The 18,141-nt window shown below is 65.0% G+C and carries 21 protein-coding genes; 17 read left to right on the top strand and 4 right to left on the bottom strand.

Annotated features, from left to right (window positions below; translation table 11 throughout):
* Window positions 1-323 precede the first annotated feature (323 nt).
* The 9 genes from rpmH to ACZF5Y_RS16540 are packed head-to-tail and all read left to right on the top strand — an operon-like array spanning window position 324 to window position 5,735.
* Window positions 324-461, top strand: a complete 138-nt coding sequence (rpmH, locus tag ACZF5Y_RS16580; protein ID WP_010155609.1) for a 50S ribosomal protein L34 — start codon at window positions 324-326, stop codon at window positions 459-461.
* A 23-nt stretch (window positions 462-484) separates the two neighbouring features.
* Window positions 485-844, top strand: coding sequence for a ribonuclease P protein component (rnpA, locus tag ACZF5Y_RS16575; protein ID WP_497533778.1), 360 nt, complete (start codon window positions 485-487; stop codon window positions 842-844).
* Complete coding sequence (gene yidD, locus ACZF5Y_RS16570; protein ID WP_497533777.1) at window positions 841-1,149, top strand: membrane protein insertion efficiency factor YidD; 309 nt, start codon at window positions 841-843, stop codon at window positions 1,147-1,149. Before rnpA ends, yidD begins: the two co-directional genes overlap by 4 nt.
* A 4-nt stretch (window positions 1,150-1,153) precedes the next feature.
* A complete protein-coding gene (yidC, locus tag ACZF5Y_RS16565) occupies window positions 1,154-2,107 on the top strand; it encodes a membrane protein insertase YidC (RefSeq protein WP_497533776.1) in 954 nt (317 codons plus the stop codon).
* A gap of 1 nt (window position 2,108) precedes the next feature.
* On the top strand, window positions 2,109-2,612 hold the full coding sequence (locus ACZF5Y_RS16560; protein ID WP_497533775.1) for a Jag family protein: 504 nt from the start codon (window positions 2,109-2,111) through the stop codon (window positions 2,610-2,612).
* 39 nt (window positions 2,613-2,651) lie between these two features.
* The gene (gene rsmG, locus ACZF5Y_RS16555; RefSeq protein ID WP_497533774.1) at window positions 2,652-3,299 is read left to right on the top strand and encodes a 16S rRNA (guanine(527)-N(7))-methyltransferase RsmG; all 648 of its coding nucleotides are present in this window, start codon (window positions 2,652-2,654) and stop codon (window positions 3,297-3,299) included.
* Complete coding sequence (locus ACZF5Y_RS16550; protein WP_497533773.1) at window positions 3,292-4,209, top strand: ParA family protein; 918 nt, start codon at window positions 3,292-3,294, stop codon at window positions 4,207-4,209. Before rsmG ends, ACZF5Y_RS16550 begins: the two co-directional genes overlap by 8 nt.
* Before the next feature lie 4 nt (window positions 4,210-4,213).
* Window positions 4,214-5,224 carry a ParB/RepB/Spo0J family partition protein gene (locus ACZF5Y_RS16545; protein ID WP_497533772.1) on the top strand — a complete coding sequence of 337 codons (1,011 nt, stop codon included), beginning with the start codon at window positions 4,214-4,216 and terminating at the stop codon, window positions 5,222-5,224.
* 52 nt (window positions 5,225-5,276) lie between these two features.
* A complete protein-coding gene (locus ACZF5Y_RS16540) occupies window positions 5,277-5,735 on the top strand; it encodes an SRPBCC family protein (protein ID WP_497533771.1) in 459 nt (152 codons plus the stop codon).
* 148 nt (window positions 5,736-5,883) lie between these two features.
* On the opposite strand, the gene trxA is transcribed toward ACZF5Y_RS16540, so the two are convergent.
* The 3 genes from trxA to ACZF5Y_RS16525 all read right to left on the bottom strand — a co-directional run bounded on the left by trxA (window position 5,884) and on the right by ACZF5Y_RS16525 (window position 9,630).
* Window positions 5,884-6,207: a thioredoxin gene (gene trxA / locus ACZF5Y_RS16535; RefSeq protein WP_053351434.1), complete on the bottom strand. Its 324-nt coding sequence runs from the start codon at window positions 6,205-6,207 to the stop codon at window positions 5,884-5,886.
* Between the two features lie 27 nt (window positions 6,208-6,234).
* Entirely contained in the window at window positions 6,235-7,188 is a 954-nt protein-coding gene (gene trxB / locus ACZF5Y_RS16530; protein WP_497533770.1) for a thioredoxin-disulfide reductase, read from the bottom strand.
* A 63-nt stretch (window positions 7,189-7,251) separates the two neighbouring features.
* On the bottom strand, window positions 7,252-9,630 hold the full coding sequence (locus ACZF5Y_RS16525) for a DUF6049 family protein (RefSeq protein ID WP_497533769.1): 2,379 nt from the start codon (window positions 9,628-9,630) through the stop codon (window positions 7,252-7,254).
* Window positions 9,631-9,683: 53 nt separating this feature from the next.
* On the opposite strand from ACZF5Y_RS16525, the gene ACZF5Y_RS16520 reads away from it, so the two are divergent.
* The 3 genes from ACZF5Y_RS16520 (at window position 9,684) to ACZF5Y_RS16510 (ending at window position 13,130) form a co-directional block, all read left to right on the top strand.
* Window positions 9,684-11,168, top strand: coding sequence for a CCA tRNA nucleotidyltransferase (locus ACZF5Y_RS16520; protein WP_497533768.1), 1,485 nt, complete (start codon window positions 9,684-9,686; stop codon window positions 11,166-11,168).
* Entirely contained in the window at window positions 11,161-11,985 is an 825-nt protein-coding gene (locus ACZF5Y_RS16515; protein WP_497533767.1) for a PIG-L family deacetylase, read from the top strand. Before ACZF5Y_RS16520 ends, ACZF5Y_RS16515 begins: the two co-directional genes overlap by 8 nt.
* An 80-nt stretch (window positions 11,986-12,065) precedes the next feature.
* Window positions 12,066-13,130 (top strand): inositol-3-phosphate synthase, encoded by a 1,065-nt coding sequence (locus tag ACZF5Y_RS16510; RefSeq protein ID WP_497533766.1) that lies wholly within the window; start codon window positions 12,066-12,068, stop codon window positions 13,128-13,130.
* Window positions 13,131-13,168: 38 nt separating this feature from the next.
* Here the strand turns inward: ACZF5Y_RS16510 and ACZF5Y_RS16505 are convergent, their stop codons facing one another.
* A complete protein-coding gene (locus ACZF5Y_RS16505; protein WP_497533765.1) occupies window positions 13,169-14,386 on the bottom strand; it encodes a glycosyltransferase in 1,218 nt (405 codons plus the stop codon).
* A 184-nt stretch (window positions 14,387-14,570) separates the two neighbouring features.
* Here ACZF5Y_RS16505 and rpsF point away from each other — a divergent pair, with 184 nt between their 5' ends.
* From rpsF to dnaB, 5 genes are all read left to right on the top strand, one after another.
* Window positions 14,571-14,933, top strand: a complete 363-nt coding sequence (rpsF, locus tag ACZF5Y_RS16500; RefSeq protein ID WP_497533764.1) for a 30S ribosomal protein S6 — start codon at window positions 14,571-14,573, stop codon at window positions 14,931-14,933.
* A gap of 3 nt (window positions 14,934-14,936) precedes the next feature.
* Window positions 14,937-15,479, top strand: a complete 543-nt coding sequence (ssb, locus tag ACZF5Y_RS16495) for a single-stranded DNA-binding protein (protein ID WP_053351442.1) — start codon at window positions 14,937-14,939, stop codon at window positions 15,477-15,479.
* 48 nt (window positions 15,480-15,527) lie between these two features.
* Entirely contained in the window at window positions 15,528-15,788 is a 261-nt protein-coding gene (gene rpsR / locus ACZF5Y_RS16490) for a 30S ribosomal protein S18 (RefSeq protein WP_053351443.1), read from the top strand.
* A 13-nt stretch (window positions 15,789-15,801) separates the two neighbouring features.
* On the top strand, window positions 15,802-16,251 hold the full coding sequence (gene rplI, locus ACZF5Y_RS16485; protein ID WP_497533763.1) for a 50S ribosomal protein L9: 450 nt from the start codon (window positions 15,802-15,804) through the stop codon (window positions 16,249-16,251).
* Between the two features lie 473 nt (window positions 16,252-16,724).
* A complete protein-coding gene (gene dnaB, locus ACZF5Y_RS16480) occupies window positions 16,725-18,098 on the top strand; it encodes a replicative DNA helicase (RefSeq protein ID WP_053386041.1) in 1,374 nt (457 codons plus the stop codon).
* The last annotated feature ends 43 nt before the right edge of the window (window positions 18,099-18,141 follow it).

The following is an 18,141-nucleotide window of genomic DNA, read 5'->3' as shown; positions in this document are numbered from 1 at the left end:
CCGTGTGGAAATGCTTGCGCCAACGTTAGTCACAGATTTGTCCACAGGCAAGTCCGCCGGTCAAAGTTGCACGATTTCACCGCAGTCGGTGCCGGAGCGTCGGAGAACATGCCGCGCGATACGCTTGACAACTTTGACGGAACGGCCCGAAGCGCGTAGAGTAAAGACCTTGTATGGGTAGCTCGTAACACGCGAGCGCGTAGTCGCATGCCCACCGACGAACAACATTCATCGGTGAACGTACGAACGCGAGTTGCCAACATCCGACTTCCTCGACGCTCAGACGCTCGGGGATCTATTCCATAAGTCACGGAGCCTTCACTATGAGCAAGCGTACCTTCCAGCCCAACAACCGCCGCCGCGCAAAGGTGCACGGTTTCCGTGCCCGCATGCGCACCCGCGCCGGTCGCGCCATTGTTGCAGCTCGTCGCGGCAAGGGCCGCTCGAAGCTCACCGCGTAATTTCTGCACCCCGAAGCTCGATCATGCCCGCAAGGCGCAATCGTGTCACCCGGGGTGAGGACTACCGGCGCACTCTTCGTGCCGGCCGCCGCGTGGGTGGTGCACTATGCATCACCCACGCGGTTTTGCGTTCAGGGGAAGACACGCCAGCACGCTATGGCTTCATCATTTCCAAGGCTGTGGGGAACGCGGTCACGCGCAATCGGGTGCGCCGCCGAATGAAAACTGTCGTCGATCGACAGATCGCCGGCGGGGCCACCGGAATCGATGTGGTCTTCCGCGCGCTTTCTGGGGCGGCGGACGCGAGCTTCGCCGAACTCGAGCAAGAGATGACCCGGGCGCTTGCTCGGATCACCTCCACCAAAGAAGCAGCACGCGCATGATCCGAATCATTCACGAGATCTGGCTCCTCCCCCGAAATACTGCGATTGCCTGCATGCACGCCTACCGGCGTCTTGTCTCGCCACTGTACGGCGAAGTGTGCAGGTATTATCCATCGTGTTCCAGATACGCTGTGGAGGCGTATCAACTTCGCGGCTTCACGGTCGGAACCGCGCTCACTGCGTGGCGGTTGCTGCGCTGCAATCCTTTCACCGCCGGCGGCGTCGATGATGTCCCTCCGCGCGCGCATGCACACTACGTGACCAACACCCGCGGCTTCGTCCGCCCCATCGAGCGAAAGGCTTAACCCGGTGGACTTCTTCGAAACAATTCTCTGGCCGCTTCGCTGGCTCGTCGAGCTCGTGCTCGCGGTCTGGCACCAGGCGTTCACGTGGATCGGTATGGATCCCGAATCCGGTCTCACCTGGGTGCTCTCGATCATCGGACTCGTCGTCGTGGTGCGTTCGGCACTGATTCCGGTGACCGTACGACAGATCAAGTCGCAGCGTCGCATGATGGATCTTGCCCCGGAGATGAAGAAGATCCAGGACAAGTACAAGGGCAAGAAAGATCAGTTCTCCCGCGAGGCCATGAGCCGCGAGACGATGGCGCTCTACAAGAAGCACGGCACGAACCCATTCTCGTCGTGCTTGCCGATCCTGATTCAGATGCCCGTCTTCTTCTCGCTCTTTTACGTGCTGCGTCACGCTGCCGACAACTCGGTGGGCATCGGCTTCATGACCAAGGAGCTCACGAACAACTTCAACGCTGCGTCGCTGTTCGGCGCACCGCTGAAGATGACCTTTACCCAGGGCTGGGAATCGGGCAACTGGACCGTTGTCGTGCTGCTCGGTATCAACGTCGTCTTGATGATCGGCTCGCAGTTCTTCACCCAACTGCAGATCATGTCGAAGAATGTCTCGGATGAGACGAAGAACTCTCCGATGTACCGACAGCAGCGCATCCTGCTGTACATCATCCCGTTCGCGTTCCTCTTCTCGGGCGTCGCATTCCCCCTCGCACTCAACGTCTACTGGTTCACCTCCAACCTGTGGACGATGGCGCAGCAGTTCATCGTCATCCGCAACATGCCGACGCCCGGCAGCGACGCGTGGCGTGAACGTCAGGCGCGACTGAAGGCCAAGGGAAAGCTCACCGATGACGAAAAGCGTGCCCAGGCCCGTGGCGAAGAGATCGTCGCTCCCCCGGAGGGCCAGCGTCAGCAGCCCCTCAGCTCCAAGCGTGCGAAGAAGAAGGGCAAGTAGCGTGACCGCTGAAACGACAACTCCCGAGACGGAGACCGAAGAGCTGAGCCTGGCCGATCTCGAGTCAGATGGTGACCTTGCCGCCGACTACATTGAGGGCTTGCTCGATATCGCTGACCTTGACGGCGATATTGACATCGACGTCGCCAATGGTCGTGCCTACGTATCAGTGACGGGCGGCGGCGCCGATCTCGATCGGATCGCCGGCCCCGATGCGGTTCAGGCGCTGCAGGACCTGACGCGACTCGCCGTGCAGGCCAAGACTGGGCGATTCTCTCGGCTGATCGTCGATGTCGGTGGATCGCGCGACGCCCGAGCGATTGAGCTCAAACGCATGGTCGATGGCGCAGTTGCACAGATCGTTGCCGGGCGCAGTACCGTCGAACTCGAACCGATGTCATCGTACGAGCGGAAGCTCGTGCACGACGAGGTGGCATCACGCGGGTACCACTCCGAGTCGCGCGGCGAAGGTCGCGATCGCCGACTCGTGATCAGCGCCGCCTGAACTCGTACTCGTTTCACGTGAAACTCCGGAAGGAGCCCCATGTCCGATGACGTGGTCATCGAGCAGGAACCCGCGGCTGCAGCAGAGATCGTCGGAGACCGCATCGAGTTGCTGCGAGCCTTCGCTGCAGATCTCGGCGGGCGAGGAGAAGAGCTTGGCCTCATCGGCCCGCTTGAGGCACCTCGCCTGTGGACGCGTCATCTGCTCAACAGCGCGGTACTCGCACCGCTTATCCGCACTGGCGCACAGGTCGCCGACATCGGCACTGGTGGCGGCATGCCCGGACTCGTGCTGGCCATCGTGCGGCCCGAGGCACACTTCATCTTCATCGAACCCATGGAGCGTCGCTGCGCCTGGCTGCAAGAGCAGATCGACACCCTCGGCCTGACCAATGCCGAAGTGCGCCGGGGGCGTGCCGAGGAGTACCACGATGCGTTCGAGGTCGACCAGATCACCGCGCGGGCGGTGACTGCTCTTCGCAAGCTGGTGCCATTGACCGCTCCCCTGCTCGTCGACGGTGGGGAGATGCTGTTTCTCAAAGGGGCATCTGTCGAGGCCGAGATCGAGACCGCGGAGAAAGCGCTCCGCAAGTATCGGGTACGCGACGTCAGAGTTGAAGAGCTCGGGGCAGGATTGCTGGCTGAAACGACGCGCGTCTTTCGGGCTAAAATCGTGAGACATGGCTGAAGCGGAGAAATCGCTCGTCGGCGACCACCTCGTCGACAAGATTCGGCGACGGCGCAAACTTGCCGAGACCGTCTCGCCACTTCCCGATGCAACACGGATTATCACCGTGTCGAATCAGAAGGGTGGCGTCGGTAAGACCACGACGACCGTCAATCTCGCTTCGGCGCTCGCACGACGCGGCGCCAATGTACTCGTGATCGACATGGACCCGCAGGGCAATGCATCCACAGCCCTCGGAGTGCCGCATCGGCCAGAAATCACGAGCATCTATGACGTGCTACTCGGCGATGACGACATTCCTGATGCGCTGCAACCGACAACGGATCACGAGAATTTGTGGTGCGTTCCGTCCACGATCAACCTTGCGGGTGCCGAGATCGAACTCGTCTCGTTGGTTGCACGTGAGCAGCGACTGCGCACGGCACTCCAGAACTTCCTTGAAGCCTCGGAGCGCACGTACCACTACGTCTTCATCGATTGCCCGCCGTCACTGGGGTTGCTGACTGTGAACGCATTCGTCGCCGCTGACGAAGTTCTGATTCCCATTCAGACCGAGTACTACGCACTCGAGGGTTTGAGTCAGTTGCTCGGCAACATCCAGTTGATTCAGAAGCACCTCAATCCTGGGCTGCGCATCTCAACGATTCTGCTTACGATGTACGACGCCCGCACGAATCTCGCTCAGGAGGTCGCCGGGGAGGTGCGGTCGCACTTCCCCGAGCAGGTGCTCGGAGCGATCATCCCGAGATCCGTGAGGATTTCGGAGGCTCCAAGCTACGGCCAGACGGTGCATGCGTACGATGCGGCATCGATCGGAGCACTTGCATACCTCGAAGCGGCTGCCGAGATGGCGGATCGCGGAGCAGGCGAGCCGGTGGCGGCCGGCACTCACGAAGACGGAAAGGCGTAACGGAATGGCGACGAAGAAACGAGGCGGCCTCGGGCGCGGTATCGGCGCGCTCATTCCGCAGTCGCCGTCGACGGGCGAACGTCCGGTTGACGTCTTCTTCCCGGCGAGCTCGTCGCCGGTTGATGTCGAGAGCACGACTGTGGCTGCCACACCTCAGATCGCTGCACCGAGTGCAGCCGACGAACAGCTGCAAGAGGTGCCCGGCGCCCGCCTGACTCGACTCGATGTCAGCGACATCGTGCCCAATCAGGTGCAGCCGCGTACGGAGTTTGACGAGCAGGCGCTCGACGAGCTCACGCACAGCATCCGCGAGTTCGGGGTGTTCCAGCCGATCGTGGTCCGTGCTATTGAGCCGGTACCCGAGCAGGGGCCGCGATACGAACTCATCATGGGTGAGCGTCGACTGCGTGCTTCGAAGCGGGCGGAACTCGAGACGATTCCCGCGATCGTGCGCAGCACCGCCGATGAGCACATGCTCCGAGATGCGCTGCTCGAGAACCTGCATCGCGCACAGCTGAACCCGCTCGAAGAAGCCTCGGCGTACCAGCAGTTGCTCGCCGACTTCGGGATCACCCAGGAACAGCTCGCCGAACGCATCGGTCGTTCGCGCCCGCAGATTTCCAACACCATTCGCCTGCTGCGTCTCCCCGAGACGGTGCAAGCGCGGGTTGCTGCCGGAGTGCTGTCAGCTGGGCATGCTCGAGCGATCCTGTCACTCGATGGCGACATCGATGCCATGCAGCGTCTTGCCGACAAGGTGGTAAACGAGGGCCTGTCCGTGCGCGCCGCAGAATCTGCCGCATCTGATGAGCCGAAGCGTCGCGGGCCGAAGGCTCGGGCCGGCGGCGTGCAGGCGCAGCTGGGTGAGATCGCTGATCGTCTCGGCGACCGTTTCAATACGCGAGTCGCGGTGAAGCTCGGTGCGAAGAAGGGGCAGATCGTCATCGACTTTGCCACCATCGCTGATCTGAAGCGCATCCTTTCCGACCTCGGAGACCCGGGGTTCGGGGCATAGCGTTTACGAGGTCGCAGCTTCGCACAGCATTCAGATGTGTTTGACTGTCGTCATGAGCGAAGAATCCCGAATCGTCACAGCTGAGCGAGTCGTCTCAGCCGATGCCGCTGCACTGTTCGAACTGATCGCCGACCCGTCGCGGCAACCCGAGTGGGATGGCAACGACAATCTCAGCGAGGCCGCCGCCGGCCAGCGGGTGCACGGCATCGGCGACGTATTCGTGATGCACAACACCAGCGGTCACGTGCGTGCGAATCATGTGGTCGAGTTCGTCGAGGGCCGACTGATCGCGTGGAAGCCGAGCCCGGTGGACGAGCCGCAACCCGGCCATGTGTGGCGATGGGAACTCGAACCAATCGGCGACAGCACGACGCTGGTGCGGCACACTTACGACTGGAGCGGGCTCACCGATGAGAGTCGATTCGAGCGGGCGCGATCCTTCACCGCAGATGCGCTCCGTGCGTCGGTCGATCGCTTGGCCGAACTCGCCGAAAGCAACGAGCGGGGCTGATCTCGCCGAACCGCGCTATTGCACCGGGTCGCCTCTGCGCTTGGGCCCGGCAGCACCGAAGCACCCGAGGAGAGCGCTCATGACAAACGGCTGTGGCCGGGAACCTCATCGGGATCCCGGCCACAGCCGTTGAGCAGCGCGAGTGCGCTCAGATGATGCCGTTGAGGTGCTCCTCGATCATGGGCTTCGGCATGGCGCCGATGATCTCGCGCACCTCTTCGCCGCCCTTGAAGACCTTCATCGCGGGGATCGAGGTGATGCGGAATTGAGCTGCGAGGTTGGGGTTCTCATCGACATTGAGCTTCGCGATGATGATCTTGCCTTCTTGCTCGGCGGCGATCTGGTCGAGCACAGGTGCGACAGCGCGGCACGGGCCGCACCATTCGGCCCAGAAGTCGACGAGCACGGGCACGTCGCTCTGGAGCACGGCCTGCTCGAAATTCTGCTCGTCTACGGTGATTGCGTTGGACACGATGACTCCTTCTGACAGTTCTGCTGGTTAGACGGCGGCGAGAGCGGTGTGCTCGGCCTGCTCGCGTGCGGCGAGGTAGTGCTCCGCATCGAGCGCGGCGACCGTTCCGGATGCCGCGGCGGTGATGGCTTGGCGGTACGACGGGTCGATGACGTCACCCGCAGCGAAGACACCGGGCGACGAGGTGCGCGAGGTGCGCCCTTCTACCGCGATGGTGCCGTCTTCCGTGAGATCGAGCTTGCCGTGCACGAGGTGCGTGCGAGGGTCGTTGCCGATCGCGATGAACAAGCCTTCGAGCGCGAGTTCGCTCTCGGTGCCGTCGACGGTGTCGCGCAGCGTGACACCGCTGAGCTGCTCATCTCCATGAATTGCGGCGACCTCGGAGTTCCACACGAACTCGATCTTCTCGTTGTCGAATGCGCGCTGCTGCATGATCTTCGACGCCTTGAGCTCTTCACGGCGGTGGATCACGTACACCTTGTCGGCGAAGCGGGTGAGGAAGGTGGCTTCCTCCATCGCGGAGTCGCCGCCGCCCACGACAGCGATCGTCTTCTCGCGGAAGAAGAAGCCGTCGCAGGTCGCGCACCACGAGACGCCGTGACCGGAGAGGCGATCCTCATCGGAAATGCCGAGTTTGCGGTACGCCGAACCGGTCGCATAGATCACGGTGTGGGCTTCGTGCACGGAGCCGTCGCCGGCGGTGACGCGCTTGATCTCGCCGGTGAAGTCGACCTCGGTGATGTCGTCGTAGATGACCTCGGTGCCGAACTTTTCCGCCTGCTCCTGCATTTTCTGCATGAGGTCGGGGCCCTGCACCCCCTCCGGGAAGCCGGGGAAGTTCTCGACCTCGGTGGTGTTCATCAGCTCGCCGCCGATGCCGACGGAGCTCGCGAAGAGCACTGGCTGCAGGCCGGCGCGCGCAGCGTAGATTGCGGCGGTGAACCCGGCGGGGCCGGATCCGATGATGATGATCTGGTGCATGAGGCTCCTTGCACACCGGTGACGGAATTCGCGGCCGGGGCCGCTCGGTGGGTACAACCCATCCTAGGTGCGCGGTATTCCTGCCGCTTCGGAGTGCGCTGAGGCGTCAACAGTGGGCGTCGGCGCGGGATCGCCCTGCCGGTCGCGGCGTGCGCGTCGACGGCGAATGCTGCGCCAGATGCCGAATCCGAGCAGTGCTGAGGCGAGGACGCCCAGCACCCAGAATGCGATGGTCTCGACACTGCTGCGGATGGTAATGGAGAGCGTTCCCGTGAAGACGGTGTGGGTGCCGTCGACCGTCGAGATGCCGACGACCAGACCGGACTCGCCCGAGGAGACGCGACTGCGCACGGGGACGAGTACTCGTTCATTGGCCTCGGCGGACACGAGGACGTCGGTAAAGCGTCGCTCGCTTACCGAGAGGGCCGCCGATGCCGGATCGACCTGCACGGTGACGACTGCATCGAACGGGAGAGCGTTCTTGATCTGCACGGGAACCCGCGTCGAGCTGCCCACGAGCTGAATGTGCTCCGTGCTGATGGCCTGCACGCCATCGAGCAGTTCGGCATCGCGCGCGCGGAACGCGGCGGCCGCGTCGGCGAAGTCGACGTCCGGGTCGGCGTAGCGGGTGGCGAAGAGCTCGAGGAGTCGGGTGCGCTGGTAGCCCGACAGATATTCGGGGTGCACGAGTACGGCGCCAACCTCGGCGACCGAGGCCTCTCGGTTGGCGGCGGAGCGCAGCAGTTCGAGGCGATCTTCAGACGGGCCCGATTCGTCGAGGCGCGCGCTGCCGACGGGCTGGTCTGACACGGCGGTCGGTGTCGCCCAGGTGAAACGGTCGAGTGCGTCGAGCAGGGTTGCGGGATCAGCGGCATCGCCGACGGCGCCGCGGTCGAGACCGATGACCACGCCGGTGGAGCCGGACTGCGCTTCGATGACGAGTCGTGCGGCGAGGTCGGCGAGCCCGGCTGAGCGCTCGGTCTCTGAAGCACCCGCGAGCGCGCGGCGCGCAGCTGCGTCGAGGCCGGCATCGGTGACGGTTGCTTCCGCGTCGCCGAGTGCGGCTCGGGGCCCACCGGTGCGGGTGACGGCGTCCGAGCTCAACACGAGTTGGCGTATTCCACTGCGTTCGAGCAGCTCAAGCGTTTCGGAATCGGCGCGTCCGCCGGCAGGCCATGCGGTCGCTGCGGTTTCTGCGGGCCACTCCAGCAGCTCGGTGAGTTTCGGGAGTGCGACGTCGGGCTCGTCGGCATCGACCGGCGAATTCGCCTCGTCCGCGTCCGCGTTCGCCTCGTCACCTGCATCCTGTGCGGGATTCGGTGACGGTGACGGGGTGCTGCTCGGGGCGGGAGTATCGGTGCCGCTATCGCTGCCTGTCGCATCTGACGATTGACCGGAGGAGTCGCCGGAGATGTCGGTGCTCACGTCTGGGAATGTGCCGAATCGCGATACGAAGTCGAGGCTGGTGGGTTCAAGCAGCGAGGTGAACCCGAGGGCCGCTTGAGCAGCGGGGTCGGCATCGGCGAACTGCAGCAGGAACGACGGCAGAGCGGTCGACTCGAGGCGACCCAGCAGCAGCTGCGCACTGCGCGGTGCGTCGTCTCCGTACGCGCGAATCCCCGCGATGATGCGGGGATCGATCGCGAGGGTGGCGCGGTGCGAACGCGCCGCAGTGAGCAGACGATCCCAGTTGCGCGAGAGCTCGTCGAGCTGCTGCCGGGTGGGCAGGGTGCGGATGTCGGAGGGCAGCACGAATGGCACGATGAGGCTCGTGGGCACGGTGGCCTCGCCGGCGCCGCGCCAGACGAGCGGGGTGGTCGCAATGAGGTCGCCCGGTGATTCGGGGTCGTCGTCATCGAACTCCGCAGGCCCCGATGCCGGAGTCGCGGCGAACGTCAGGGTGCCCTGTACGCGATAGACGCCGGCATCCGACGACGCGGTGAGCGGCAGCTCGGAGCGCGCCACCGCAATCGTTGCCGTCTGTTCTTCCCCCGCAGCCGTTGCGCCGATCTCGGCCGCACCGATGGCCATGGCGACGCCGGGCGATTCACCGTCGAGTTCGGTGAGCGCATCGAGATCGGCGAGGGGCCGGGATCCGATGACAAGCGACAGTTGCCCCGCGGGCAGGTCGACGTCACCGGTATTGCGCACCAGCACACTGAACTGCACATCGCTCGTGCCGGGCTCGAGCACGGTGTCTTGCGGTGCGATGACCAGATCGGCACTCGGCGTCGCAGCGTCTGAGTCCTCGGAATCGGCCTGCTGCTCGGTCTGCCGTTCGACCGGTTGCGCAGCCGCTTCGGGCGATCCGACGCGAACCCCAGTCGCAGCAGCCGGTGCCGCCGCCACCGGCACGGCCCCGAGGAATCCGCCGAGTGCGACTGCGGCGGCGAGTCCCCAGGCGCCGGCGACGCGAAGAGAAACTCGGGGCAGAGAAGGCATAGCGCCAAGTGTAGGGAACGGGGTCGTGGAGCGGACCCAGGTACCCTGGGGAGATGCCCTCCCTCGCTGCCTCGATGGACGCCGTGCGCGCCATCGCCGATTCGGCGCCGGTCGCCACGCTGGCCGCGGCATTCGCCGAACGCGGCCACGAATTCGCTCTCGTCGGCGGGCCGGTGCGTGACGCTCTGCTCGGCCGCCCGGTCACCGATCTCGACTTCACGACGTCGGCTCGTCCCGATGAGACGCGTGCCATTCTCGATTCGATCTCGGGCAATGTGTGGGATGTGGGGCGCGACTTCGGCACCATCGCCGCAAAAGTACATGGCGAAACTGTTGAGATCACCACGTATCGTGCTGAGATCTACCGCGACGATTCCCGCAAGCCCGACGTGCAATTCGGCGACTCCATCGAGGGCGATCTCGTGCGGCGCGACTTCACGATCAACGCGCTCGCGCTGATGCTGCCGGATCTGCGACTCGTCGACGTTTCCGGTGGCGTTGAGGATCTGCTGGCGGGCACGATCCGCACGCCGGGTGCACCCGAGATCTCGTTCACGGATGACCCGCTGCGCATGCTCCGAGCCGCACGGTTCGCCGCGCAGCTCGGATTCGCGGTCACCCCCGAAACGCAGGCCTCGATGTACGAACTCGCGGAACGCCTCGACATCATCTCGGCTGAGCGCATTCGCGATGAGTTCGTGAAGCTGCTCTCGGCACCCGATCCGGAACCCGGGATTCGCCTGCTCGTCGAGACCGGACTCGTCGAGCGCTTCCTCCCCGAGCTGACCGCGCTCGTCGAGACGCAAGACGACCACGGACGCCACAAGGATGTCTACGAACACAGCCTCACAGTGCTGCGGCAGGCCATCGCGCTCGAGATCGAGCGGCGCGATCCCGAATCGACCGAACCCGATATCGTGCTGCGCATCGCCGCACTGCTCCACGACATCGGCAAACCGGCGACACGGCGATTCGAACGCGGAGGCGTCACCTTCCATCACCACGATGTGGTGGGTTCGAAGCTGGCGAAGAAGCGGCTGCGCGAACTCCGCTTTGACAACGACACCGTGAAGCGCGTCGCCCGACTCGTGGAACTGCACCTGCGCTTCTTCGGGTACAGCGACCAGCAGTGGACCGACTCCGCCGTGCGACGCTACGTGCGCGACGCCGGCGCCGAGCTCGAGCGACTGCACATTCTTACGCGCGCCGACGTGACCACCCGCAACCGCCGCAAGGCGGAGCGGCTTGAGCACGCCTACGACGACATCGAGCGGCGCATCGATGAGCTCGCCGAAGCCGAGGAGCTCGCCGCGGTGCGCCCCGAACTCGATGGCGAGCAGATCATGGCGTTGCTCGGTATCGCGCCCGGGCCGATCGTTGGCCGAGCCTATAAGTATCTGCTCGAGGTGCGACTCGACGAAGGGCCCATCGGCGAGGAAGCCGCGGCCGATCGCCTGCGCGCCTGGTTCGCGGAGCACGCAGCCGCTTCCCTTCCCCCTTCGTCTCGAACCGCCCGACAGGAGACCCCCGATGAGTGACGCAGCGACCTGGTTCGACGGGCGCCCCCGGGCGATGTTCGTGCATGCGCACCCCGACGATGAGACCATCGCGACCGGCGGCACACTCGCCGCGCTCGCCGAAGCCGGGCGCGAACCGTTGCTGGTCACCCTGACTCGTGGCGAGCAGGGCGAGGTCGTCGCCGGCCCGCTCGAGGCACTGGTCGCGGCGCACGGCATCGCTGTCGCGCGGCAGAACGAGCTGAAGACCGCACTCGGCATGCTCGGTGTCGAGCGCCACGCGTTTCTGGGGGTCGAACCCGCGCGGGCCGAAGGCTTCCCGCCGGTGATCTACGAGGACTCCGGCATGATGTGGGGGCCCGATGGCCGCGCAACTGCCGCGCCCGATGCCGGGCCCGACGCGCTCACCTCGGCGCCCGCCGTCGAAGCGCTGAACGATCTGCTCGCTGCTGCGTACCAGTCGGGTGCGCAGGTTATTGTGAGCTACGACGACGGGGGTGGATACGGGCACCCTGATCACGTGTTTGCGCATCGCCTCGCGCGTGCCGTGGCCCAGGCGCTCGATCTCCCGTTCTGGGAGATCGTCGGCGACCAGGCGGCTGCCGACGCGACCGACACCGACGCGACCGACACCGACGCGCTCGAGGTCCACGATGTCGCCGAGTGGCTCCCCCGCAAGGTCGCCGCGCTGCGCGGGTACGCGACGCAACTCACCGTCGATGGTGACGACATTGTTCACGTGGGCGGCCAGCGTGAGGCCATCCGCACGGTCGAGGCGTTCCGTCGTCTGACTCCGGCACCGGAGTCGCGCACGCCGAATGCCGAAGCGCGGGGCTGACCCCGAACCGCACGCCCCGTCTCGCTAAGCTGACTCGTTGGGCGTTCTCGCGCCCGAATCACACGGAGAACAGGGGTGCGATGAGTGTGAAGGTGGCCCTCGCGGGCGTTGGCAATTGCGTGAGCTCGTTGGTGCAGGGCGTGGAGTACTACCGCGGCGCCGCCGACGATGAGCAGGTTCCGGGCCTGATGCACGTGCGACTCGGCGGATACCACGTCTCCGATCTGGAGTTCGTGGCGGCGTTCGAGGTCGACGCGACGAAGGTCGGCCTCGATCTCAGCGAAGCGATCTGGGCGGGGCACAACAACACGATCAAGTTCTCGGACGTGCCGACGCTCGGCATCGAGGTGCAGCGCGGCCCGACGCTCGACGGGCTCGGTGAGTACTACCGCGACGCGGTCGAGGAATCGGAGCTCACCCCTGTCGATGTGGCGCAGGTGCTGCGCGACTCGGGTGCCGAGGTGCTCGCGTGCTACTTGCCGGTCGGCAGCGATGACGCCGTGAAGTTCTACGCCCAGGCGGCGCTCGAAGCGGGGGTGGCTTTCGTGAACGCGGTGCCCGTGTTCGTGGCGAGCGATCCGGAATGGGCCGCGAAGTTCGTAGACGCCGGGCTGCCCATCGTGGGCGACGACATCAAGAGCCAGGTCGGCGCGACGATCACGCACCGCGTGCTCGCTCGCCTCATGGAGAGCCGCGGTGTCGCGCTCGACCACACGTACCAGCTCAATGTCGGCGGCAACATGGACTTCAAGAACATGCTTGAGCGCAGCCGCCTCACGTCGAAGAAGATCTCCAAGACGCAGGCGGTCACCTCGAACATCGACGTCGACCTGCCGGCCGATGATGTGCACATCGGGCCGAGCGACCATGTGCCGTGGCTCGAAGACCGCAAATTCGCGTTCGTGCGACTCGAGGGCCGCGGCTTCGGAGACGTCCCGATGAGCATCGAGTACAAGCTCGAGGTCTGGGACTCCCCCAACTCCGCCGGAACGATGATCGATGCCATCCGCAGCGCGAAGGTGGCGCTGGATCGCGGCCTCGCCGGTCCCGTCGAGTCCGCCTCGGCCTACTTCATGAAGTCGCCGCCGGTGCAGAAGCCCGATCACGCGGCGCGCGAGGAGCTCGAGGTGTTTCTGGGCGAGTGACCCTGGTGCGCGAGGGCGAGTGCGCCCTCGCGCGAGCTTCAGGTGAGGCTCAGGCTCGCGTAAATGCGTTCGAGCGCGGCGGCGTGCGTACTCCAATCATGGGAGAGTGCGTGCCGCCGCGCACTCTGCCGCAGACGGGTGAGGCGCGCGGGGTCGCGCAGCAGTGCAGCGATGACGGTGGCCCACTGCTCCGGATCCCGCCCCTCGACGAGGGCACCCGCAATGCCGTCGGGCGCGGCTTCGACGAGCCCGGTGTGCGCCGCCGCGACGACTGGAGTGCCGCTCGCCGCGGCTTCGAGGGCGACCAGGCCGAAGGCCTCCGAGTGCGACGGTACGAGCACGAGCGTGCTCTCGGCGAGCAGTTGAGCGGCGCTCTCGCGATCCTGCGCGGGAAGAAACCGCACCTGCTTCGCGATGCCACCGAGACGGGCGAGCTCGCGCAACTGTCGCGCGAATGGTTCCGCGCCGGGGGTCGGTTCCCCCGCAATGATCAGTTCGGTGCGCGACCAGAGTTCGGGATCGCGCTGCGCGAGCGTGACCGCGGCACGCACGGCGAGATCCTGGCCTTTGAGGGGTTGCACGCGACCGAGCACCGTGAGACGCAGCGTCGTCGGTGTTTCACGGGAAACATCGCGCGGTCGAGGATGAAACGTCGACGTGTCGACTCCCGGGAGCACGAGTCGATCATTGGCAATCGGCAACGCAGACGCGTGGCGGATCGCCGCGGCCTCAGCACGACTCACCGCGACCGCGGCACCGCGCATCACGACTGCGCGCTCGGCGGCGAGGCGCAGCGGGGGCTCGGGGCGTGCTCCAGGCGCGAGCAGCGCATTCTTCTGCGCCCCGACGGTGTGGAGCGTGATCGCGGGCACGACGCGAGACGACGCCGCCAGAGGAAGGGCCGCAACTCCGCTCAGCCAGTAGTGCGCGTGCACCGCATCGAATGCGTGATCGTCCGCGAACCGCGAGACCATGGCCCGCGAGAAATCGGGAACGAGCGCGGGCAATGCCTCTTTCGGCGCATCGGGATCACCCGCGGCGATGGAGATCAATCGTGCCCCGGTGGGATGATTGGCATGCAGTGGCCTGGTGCCTGCGGGCTCGGCAGCGGTCGCCCGCGTGATCACCGAAACATCGTGACCGCGAGCGGCGAGAGCGCTGGCTGCTTCGCGGACCACCACGTTCATTCCCCCGGCATCGCCTCTCCCCGGCACCGCCGCCGGAGAGGTGTGCATCGAGATGAGCGCGATCCGCATGGTGATCAGCCTAGGCGGGGTGGCGGCGGCAGGTCAGCGCACAGGTGCCAACGAGGCCGCAAAGTGCTAAGCTGTTGAGGTTGTCTGCGTGCCGCGCACCGGTGCGTCACGGAGGCACGATGCACAAACACCCTCCTGTCACAGAAATCCTGTGGCCGTGAAGTCCGAAGGAGGTGGGTCAATAATGCATCCGTACGAACTGATGGTGATCCTCGATCCGGGTATCGACGAGCGCACCGTTGCCCCCAGCATTGAGAAGTTCCTCGGCGTCATCCGCAATGCGGGCGGCGAGATCGAGAACATCGACATCTGGGGCAAGCGCCGTCTGGCCTACGAGATCAAGAAGCAGTCCGAGGGCATCTACGTCGTGGTGAACTTCACCGCGTCGCACGAAGCCACCGCTGAGCTCGATCGCCAGCTGGGCCTGTCCGAGGCCGTGCTCCGCACCAAGGTGCTCCGCTCCGACGAGCTCATCGCCCAGCGCGCTGCTCAGTCGAAGCGCGACCAGGCCAAGGCGGCACGCGCCGCTGCAAAGGTCGGCGCGTAGCTCATGGCCGGTGAGCCGCTGATCACAGTCGTTGGCAACCTGGTTGCCGACCCGGAGCCGCGTGTCAGCCAGGCGGGTAAGTCCTGGGTGACCTTCCGGATCGCCTCGACGCCGCGCGTGCGCGATCGTCAGTCGGGTGACTGGTCGGACGGCGAACCGTTGTGGCTCGGTTGCCGCGCGTACGGAGAGTACGCCGACAACATCGCCGCATCGCTCACGAAGGGCATGCGCGTCATCGTGCAGGGCCGCCTCACCCAGCGCAGCTACACCGATAACCAGGGGCAGCAGCGCACCTCTCTCGACCTTGAGGTCGAAGAGGTCGGGCCGTCGCTCCGCTTCGCCACTGCTCAGGTCGCTCGCGGCCAGGCACGTGGTCAGGTTGGCGGCTTCGGTGGCGGCAACTCGAATCAGCCCGCCGGGCAGAGCAGCTGGGGTCAGCCCGCAGCTCAGCCCCAGCAGCAGCAGGACAACCCCTGGACCAACTCGGGCCAGGGCGATTCCGGCGGCGGCTTCGGCGGCGGTTTCGACGACGAGCAACCCTTCTAAACTTCTTGATCCGGCCCAGCCGGAACGCATCACGAAAAGAGACCAATTATGGCAGGCAAGTCCAGCGGCGCAGCCCGCAAGCCGGGTCGCGGTAAGAACGCCAAGACCCTCGCACCCGCGAAGAAGCAGACCGTCGGCGTCATCGATTACAAAGATGTCGCAACGCTCCGCAAGTTCATCTCTGAGCGCGGCAAGATCCGCGCCCGCCGTATCACCGGCGTGTCCGTCCAGGAGCAGCGACTCATCGCCAAGGCAGTTAAGAATGCCCGCGAGATGGCTCTCCTCCCCTACGCCGGTTCCGGCCGCTAAGGAGTAGAGCAACATGTCGAAGGTTATTCTGACGAACGAGGTCCAGGGCCTCGGTTCCGCCGGTGACGTTGTAGACGTCAAGACCGGTTACGCACGCAACTACCTCGTGCCCCAGGGCTATGCAGTGCACTGGACCCGCGGTGGCGAGGCTCAGGTCGCGCAGCTCCGTGCAGCCCGCGACGCGCGTGCGCTCGCTTCAATCGAAGACGCGCAGGCGCTCAAGGCGAAGCTGCAGGCGGGCAAGATCCGTCTCCAGGCGAAGACCGGCACCGGTGGTCGTCTCTTCGGTTCGATCAAGCCCGCTGCGGTTGCAGAAGCTGTTTCGGCTGCTGGTATCGGAGAGATCGACAAGCGCAAGATCACGCTTCCCGCGATCAAGACCACGGGCGAGTACCAGGCGATCATCCACCTTCACGAGGGTGTCGACGCCAAGATCACGCTGCAGGTGATCTCGGAGCGCTAAAGCTTCGTTCTCGCGACACGGCGGGGTGCGGTTCCGGTGATCCGGAGTCGCACCCCGCCGTCGTGTTCTCGGGGTCTGTGCGCTGAACGCCTCGTGAACAGGAAGTTTGGATGTGGATCTGAAAGCACTATCAATTGCGCTCGGCGTGGCGCAAGTTCTCCACATGTCGGGCGTTTCGTCAAGATTCAATGTGCACCTGAGACTTGAATAACTTTTTCCCTGTGGAAAAGTAAAAAGCCAGATCAGATAAGCTAAATGACTTCTCATCCACAAGCCATCCACATGTTTTCCCCAGCGTTGTGGAAAACATGTGGCTCAGATCGGTGAGTTATTCACCAAGTTATCCACAGGGTGGAAAGCGGTTCGCCATTGGGCGATTGATACCGGACCTCCTGACCCCTACCGTGAATGTCCGGGGTCTGGTGTCTGATCGATCAGTAACCGAATCCACCGCAGCGAGAGGAAGTGACCGAGTGTCGATCGCGCACCTGGGCATACCGGACCCATTTGTCGAAGAAGAGTCGCGCGGGCACGAGCGCACACCGCCGTACGATCTGCTCGCCGAGCAGAGTGCGCTCGGTGGCATGCTGCTCTCGAAAGATGCCGTCGCCGATGTTACGGGTCTGCTCAAGGGGCCCGACTTCTACGTGCCGAAGCACGAGGTCATCTACGAGGCGGTGCTCTCGCTGTACTCCCGCGGTGAGCCGACCGACGTCATCACCGTCACCGACGAGCTCACCAAGAGCGGTGAGCTGCAGCGCGCGGGCGGCGCCGAGTACCTGCACACCGTGACCAGCATCGTGCCGACCGCCGCAAACGCGAGCTTCTACGCCGAGATCGTCGCGGAGAAGGCCCTGCTGCGTCGTCTGGTCGAAGCGGGAACCCGAATCGTGCAGATGGGGTATGCCGGCGAAGGCGAGGCGATCGATCTCGTCAACGTCGCGCAGTCGGAGATTTACGGTGTGACGGGCGAGAGCCAGGGTGAAGATTATGTGCCCCTGCACCTCGCCGTCGACGCCGCCCTCGAAGAGATCAACAAGGCCAACAGCCAGACGGATGGCATGCTTGGTGTGCCCACGGGCTTCAGCGAGCTCGATGCGATGACGAACGGGTTCGCCGGCGGGCAGATGATCATCATCGCGGCCCGACCGGCCATGGGTAAGTCGACGTTGGCCATGGATGTGGCGCGCAACGCTTCGGTGCACGCGAACGCGCCGACCGTCTTCTTCTCGCTCGAGATGGGGCGAGCCGAGATCGCGATGCGTCTGCTCGCCGCAGAGGCCAGCATTCCGATGCAGACGCTGCGTAAGGGCGCGCTCGATCAGCGCGACTTCCAGAAGCTCGCAGCCACGCAGGCGCGTGTCGCCGAGGCGCCGCTCTACATCGACGACAGCCCGAACCTCACGCTGGTCGAGATCCGAGCGAAGTGCCGTCGTCTCAAGCAGCAGCACGGGCTGCGCATGGTGGTCATCGACTATTTGCAGCTGCTCTCGAGCGGCAAGAAGTCGGAGAGTCGTCAGCAAGAGGTCTCCGAATTCTCACGTGCGCTCAAGCTGCTTTCGAAAGAGCTCGACGTGCCGGTCATTGCGCTGTCGCAGCTGAACCGTGCATCTGAACAGCGCGCCGACAAAATGCCCGCCATCAGCGACCTGCGCGAATCGGGCTCGCTCGAGCAAGACGCCGACATGGTGATCCTGCTGCACCGCGAAGCCGTCGGCGACCGTGACAGCCCGCGCGCGGGTGAGGCCGACTTCATCCTCGCCAAGCAGCGCAACGGGCCCACGGGCACCGTTACCGTCGCATTCCAAGGCCACTACTCGCGCTTCCAAGACATGCCTCAGGTCTGACACCGAGCGCCAGCCGCACGCGGGTGCGACCGGGATTCTCTCG

It is taken from the genome of Leucobacter sp. WKLB1 (assembly GCF_059696215.1).
This window is presented reverse-complemented; position numbering and strand designations above follow the sequence as displayed.

What these genes read in the sequence shown, in the direction of transcription:
- rpmH (WP_010155609.1), top strand. Translation starts at nt 324, where the DNA reads ATGAGCAAGCGTACCTTCCAGCCCAACAACCGCCGCCGCGCAAAGGTG.
- rnpA (WP_497533778.1), top strand. Translation starts at nt 485, where the DNA reads ATGCCCGCAAGGCGCAATCGTGTCACCCGGGGTGAGGACTACCGGCGC.
- yidD (WP_497533777.1), top strand. Translation starts at nt 841, where the DNA reads ATGATCCGAATCATTCACGAGATCTGGCTCCTCCCCCGAAATACTGCG.
- rsmG (WP_497533774.1), top strand. Translation starts at nt 2,652, where the DNA reads ATGTCCGATGACGTGGTCATCGAGCAGGAACCCGCGGCTGCAGCAGAG.
- ACZF5Y_RS16550 (WP_497533773.1), top strand. Translation starts at nt 3,292, where the DNA reads ATGGCTGAAGCGGAGAAATCGCTCGTCGGCGACCACCTCGTCGACAAG.
- ACZF5Y_RS16545 (WP_497533772.1), top strand. Translation starts at nt 4,214, where the DNA reads ATGGCGACGAAGAAACGAGGCGGCCTCGGGCGCGGTATCGGCGCGCTC.
- ACZF5Y_RS16540 (WP_497533771.1), top strand. Translation starts at nt 5,277, where the DNA reads ATGAGCGAAGAATCCCGAATCGTCACAGCTGAGCGAGTCGTCTCAGCC.
- trxB (WP_497533770.1), bottom strand. Translation starts at nt 7,188, where the DNA reads ATGCACCAGATCATCATCATCGGATCCGGCCCCGCCGGGTTCACCGCC.
- ACZF5Y_RS16525 (WP_497533769.1), bottom strand. Translation starts at nt 9,630, where the DNA reads ATGCCTTCTCTGCCCCGAGTTTCTCTTCGCGTCGCCGGCGCCTGGGGA.
- ACZF5Y_RS16520 (WP_497533768.1), top strand. Translation starts at nt 9,684, where the DNA reads ATGCCCTCCCTCGCTGCCTCGATGGACGCCGTGCGCGCCATCGCCGAT.
- ACZF5Y_RS16515 (WP_497533767.1), top strand. Translation starts at nt 11,161, where the DNA reads ATGAGTGACGCAGCGACCTGGTTCGACGGGCGCCCCCGGGCGATGTTC.
- ACZF5Y_RS16510 (WP_497533766.1), top strand. Translation starts at nt 12,066, where the DNA reads ATGAGTGTGAAGGTGGCCCTCGCGGGCGTTGGCAATTGCGTGAGCTCG.
- ACZF5Y_RS16505 (WP_497533765.1), bottom strand. Translation starts at nt 14,386, where the DNA reads ATGCGGATCGCGCTCATCTCGATGCACACCTCTCCGGCGGCGGTGCCG.
- rpsF (WP_497533764.1), top strand. Translation starts at nt 14,571, where the DNA reads ATGCATCCGTACGAACTGATGGTGATCCTCGATCCGGGTATCGACGAG.
- ssb (WP_053351442.1), top strand. Translation starts at nt 14,937, where the DNA reads ATGGCCGGTGAGCCGCTGATCACAGTCGTTGGCAACCTGGTTGCCGAC.
- rpsR (WP_053351443.1), top strand. Translation starts at nt 15,528, where the DNA reads ATGGCAGGCAAGTCCAGCGGCGCAGCCCGCAAGCCGGGTCGCGGTAAG.
- rplI (WP_497533763.1), top strand. Translation starts at nt 15,802, where the DNA reads ATGTCGAAGGTTATTCTGACGAACGAGGTCCAGGGCCTCGGTTCCGCC.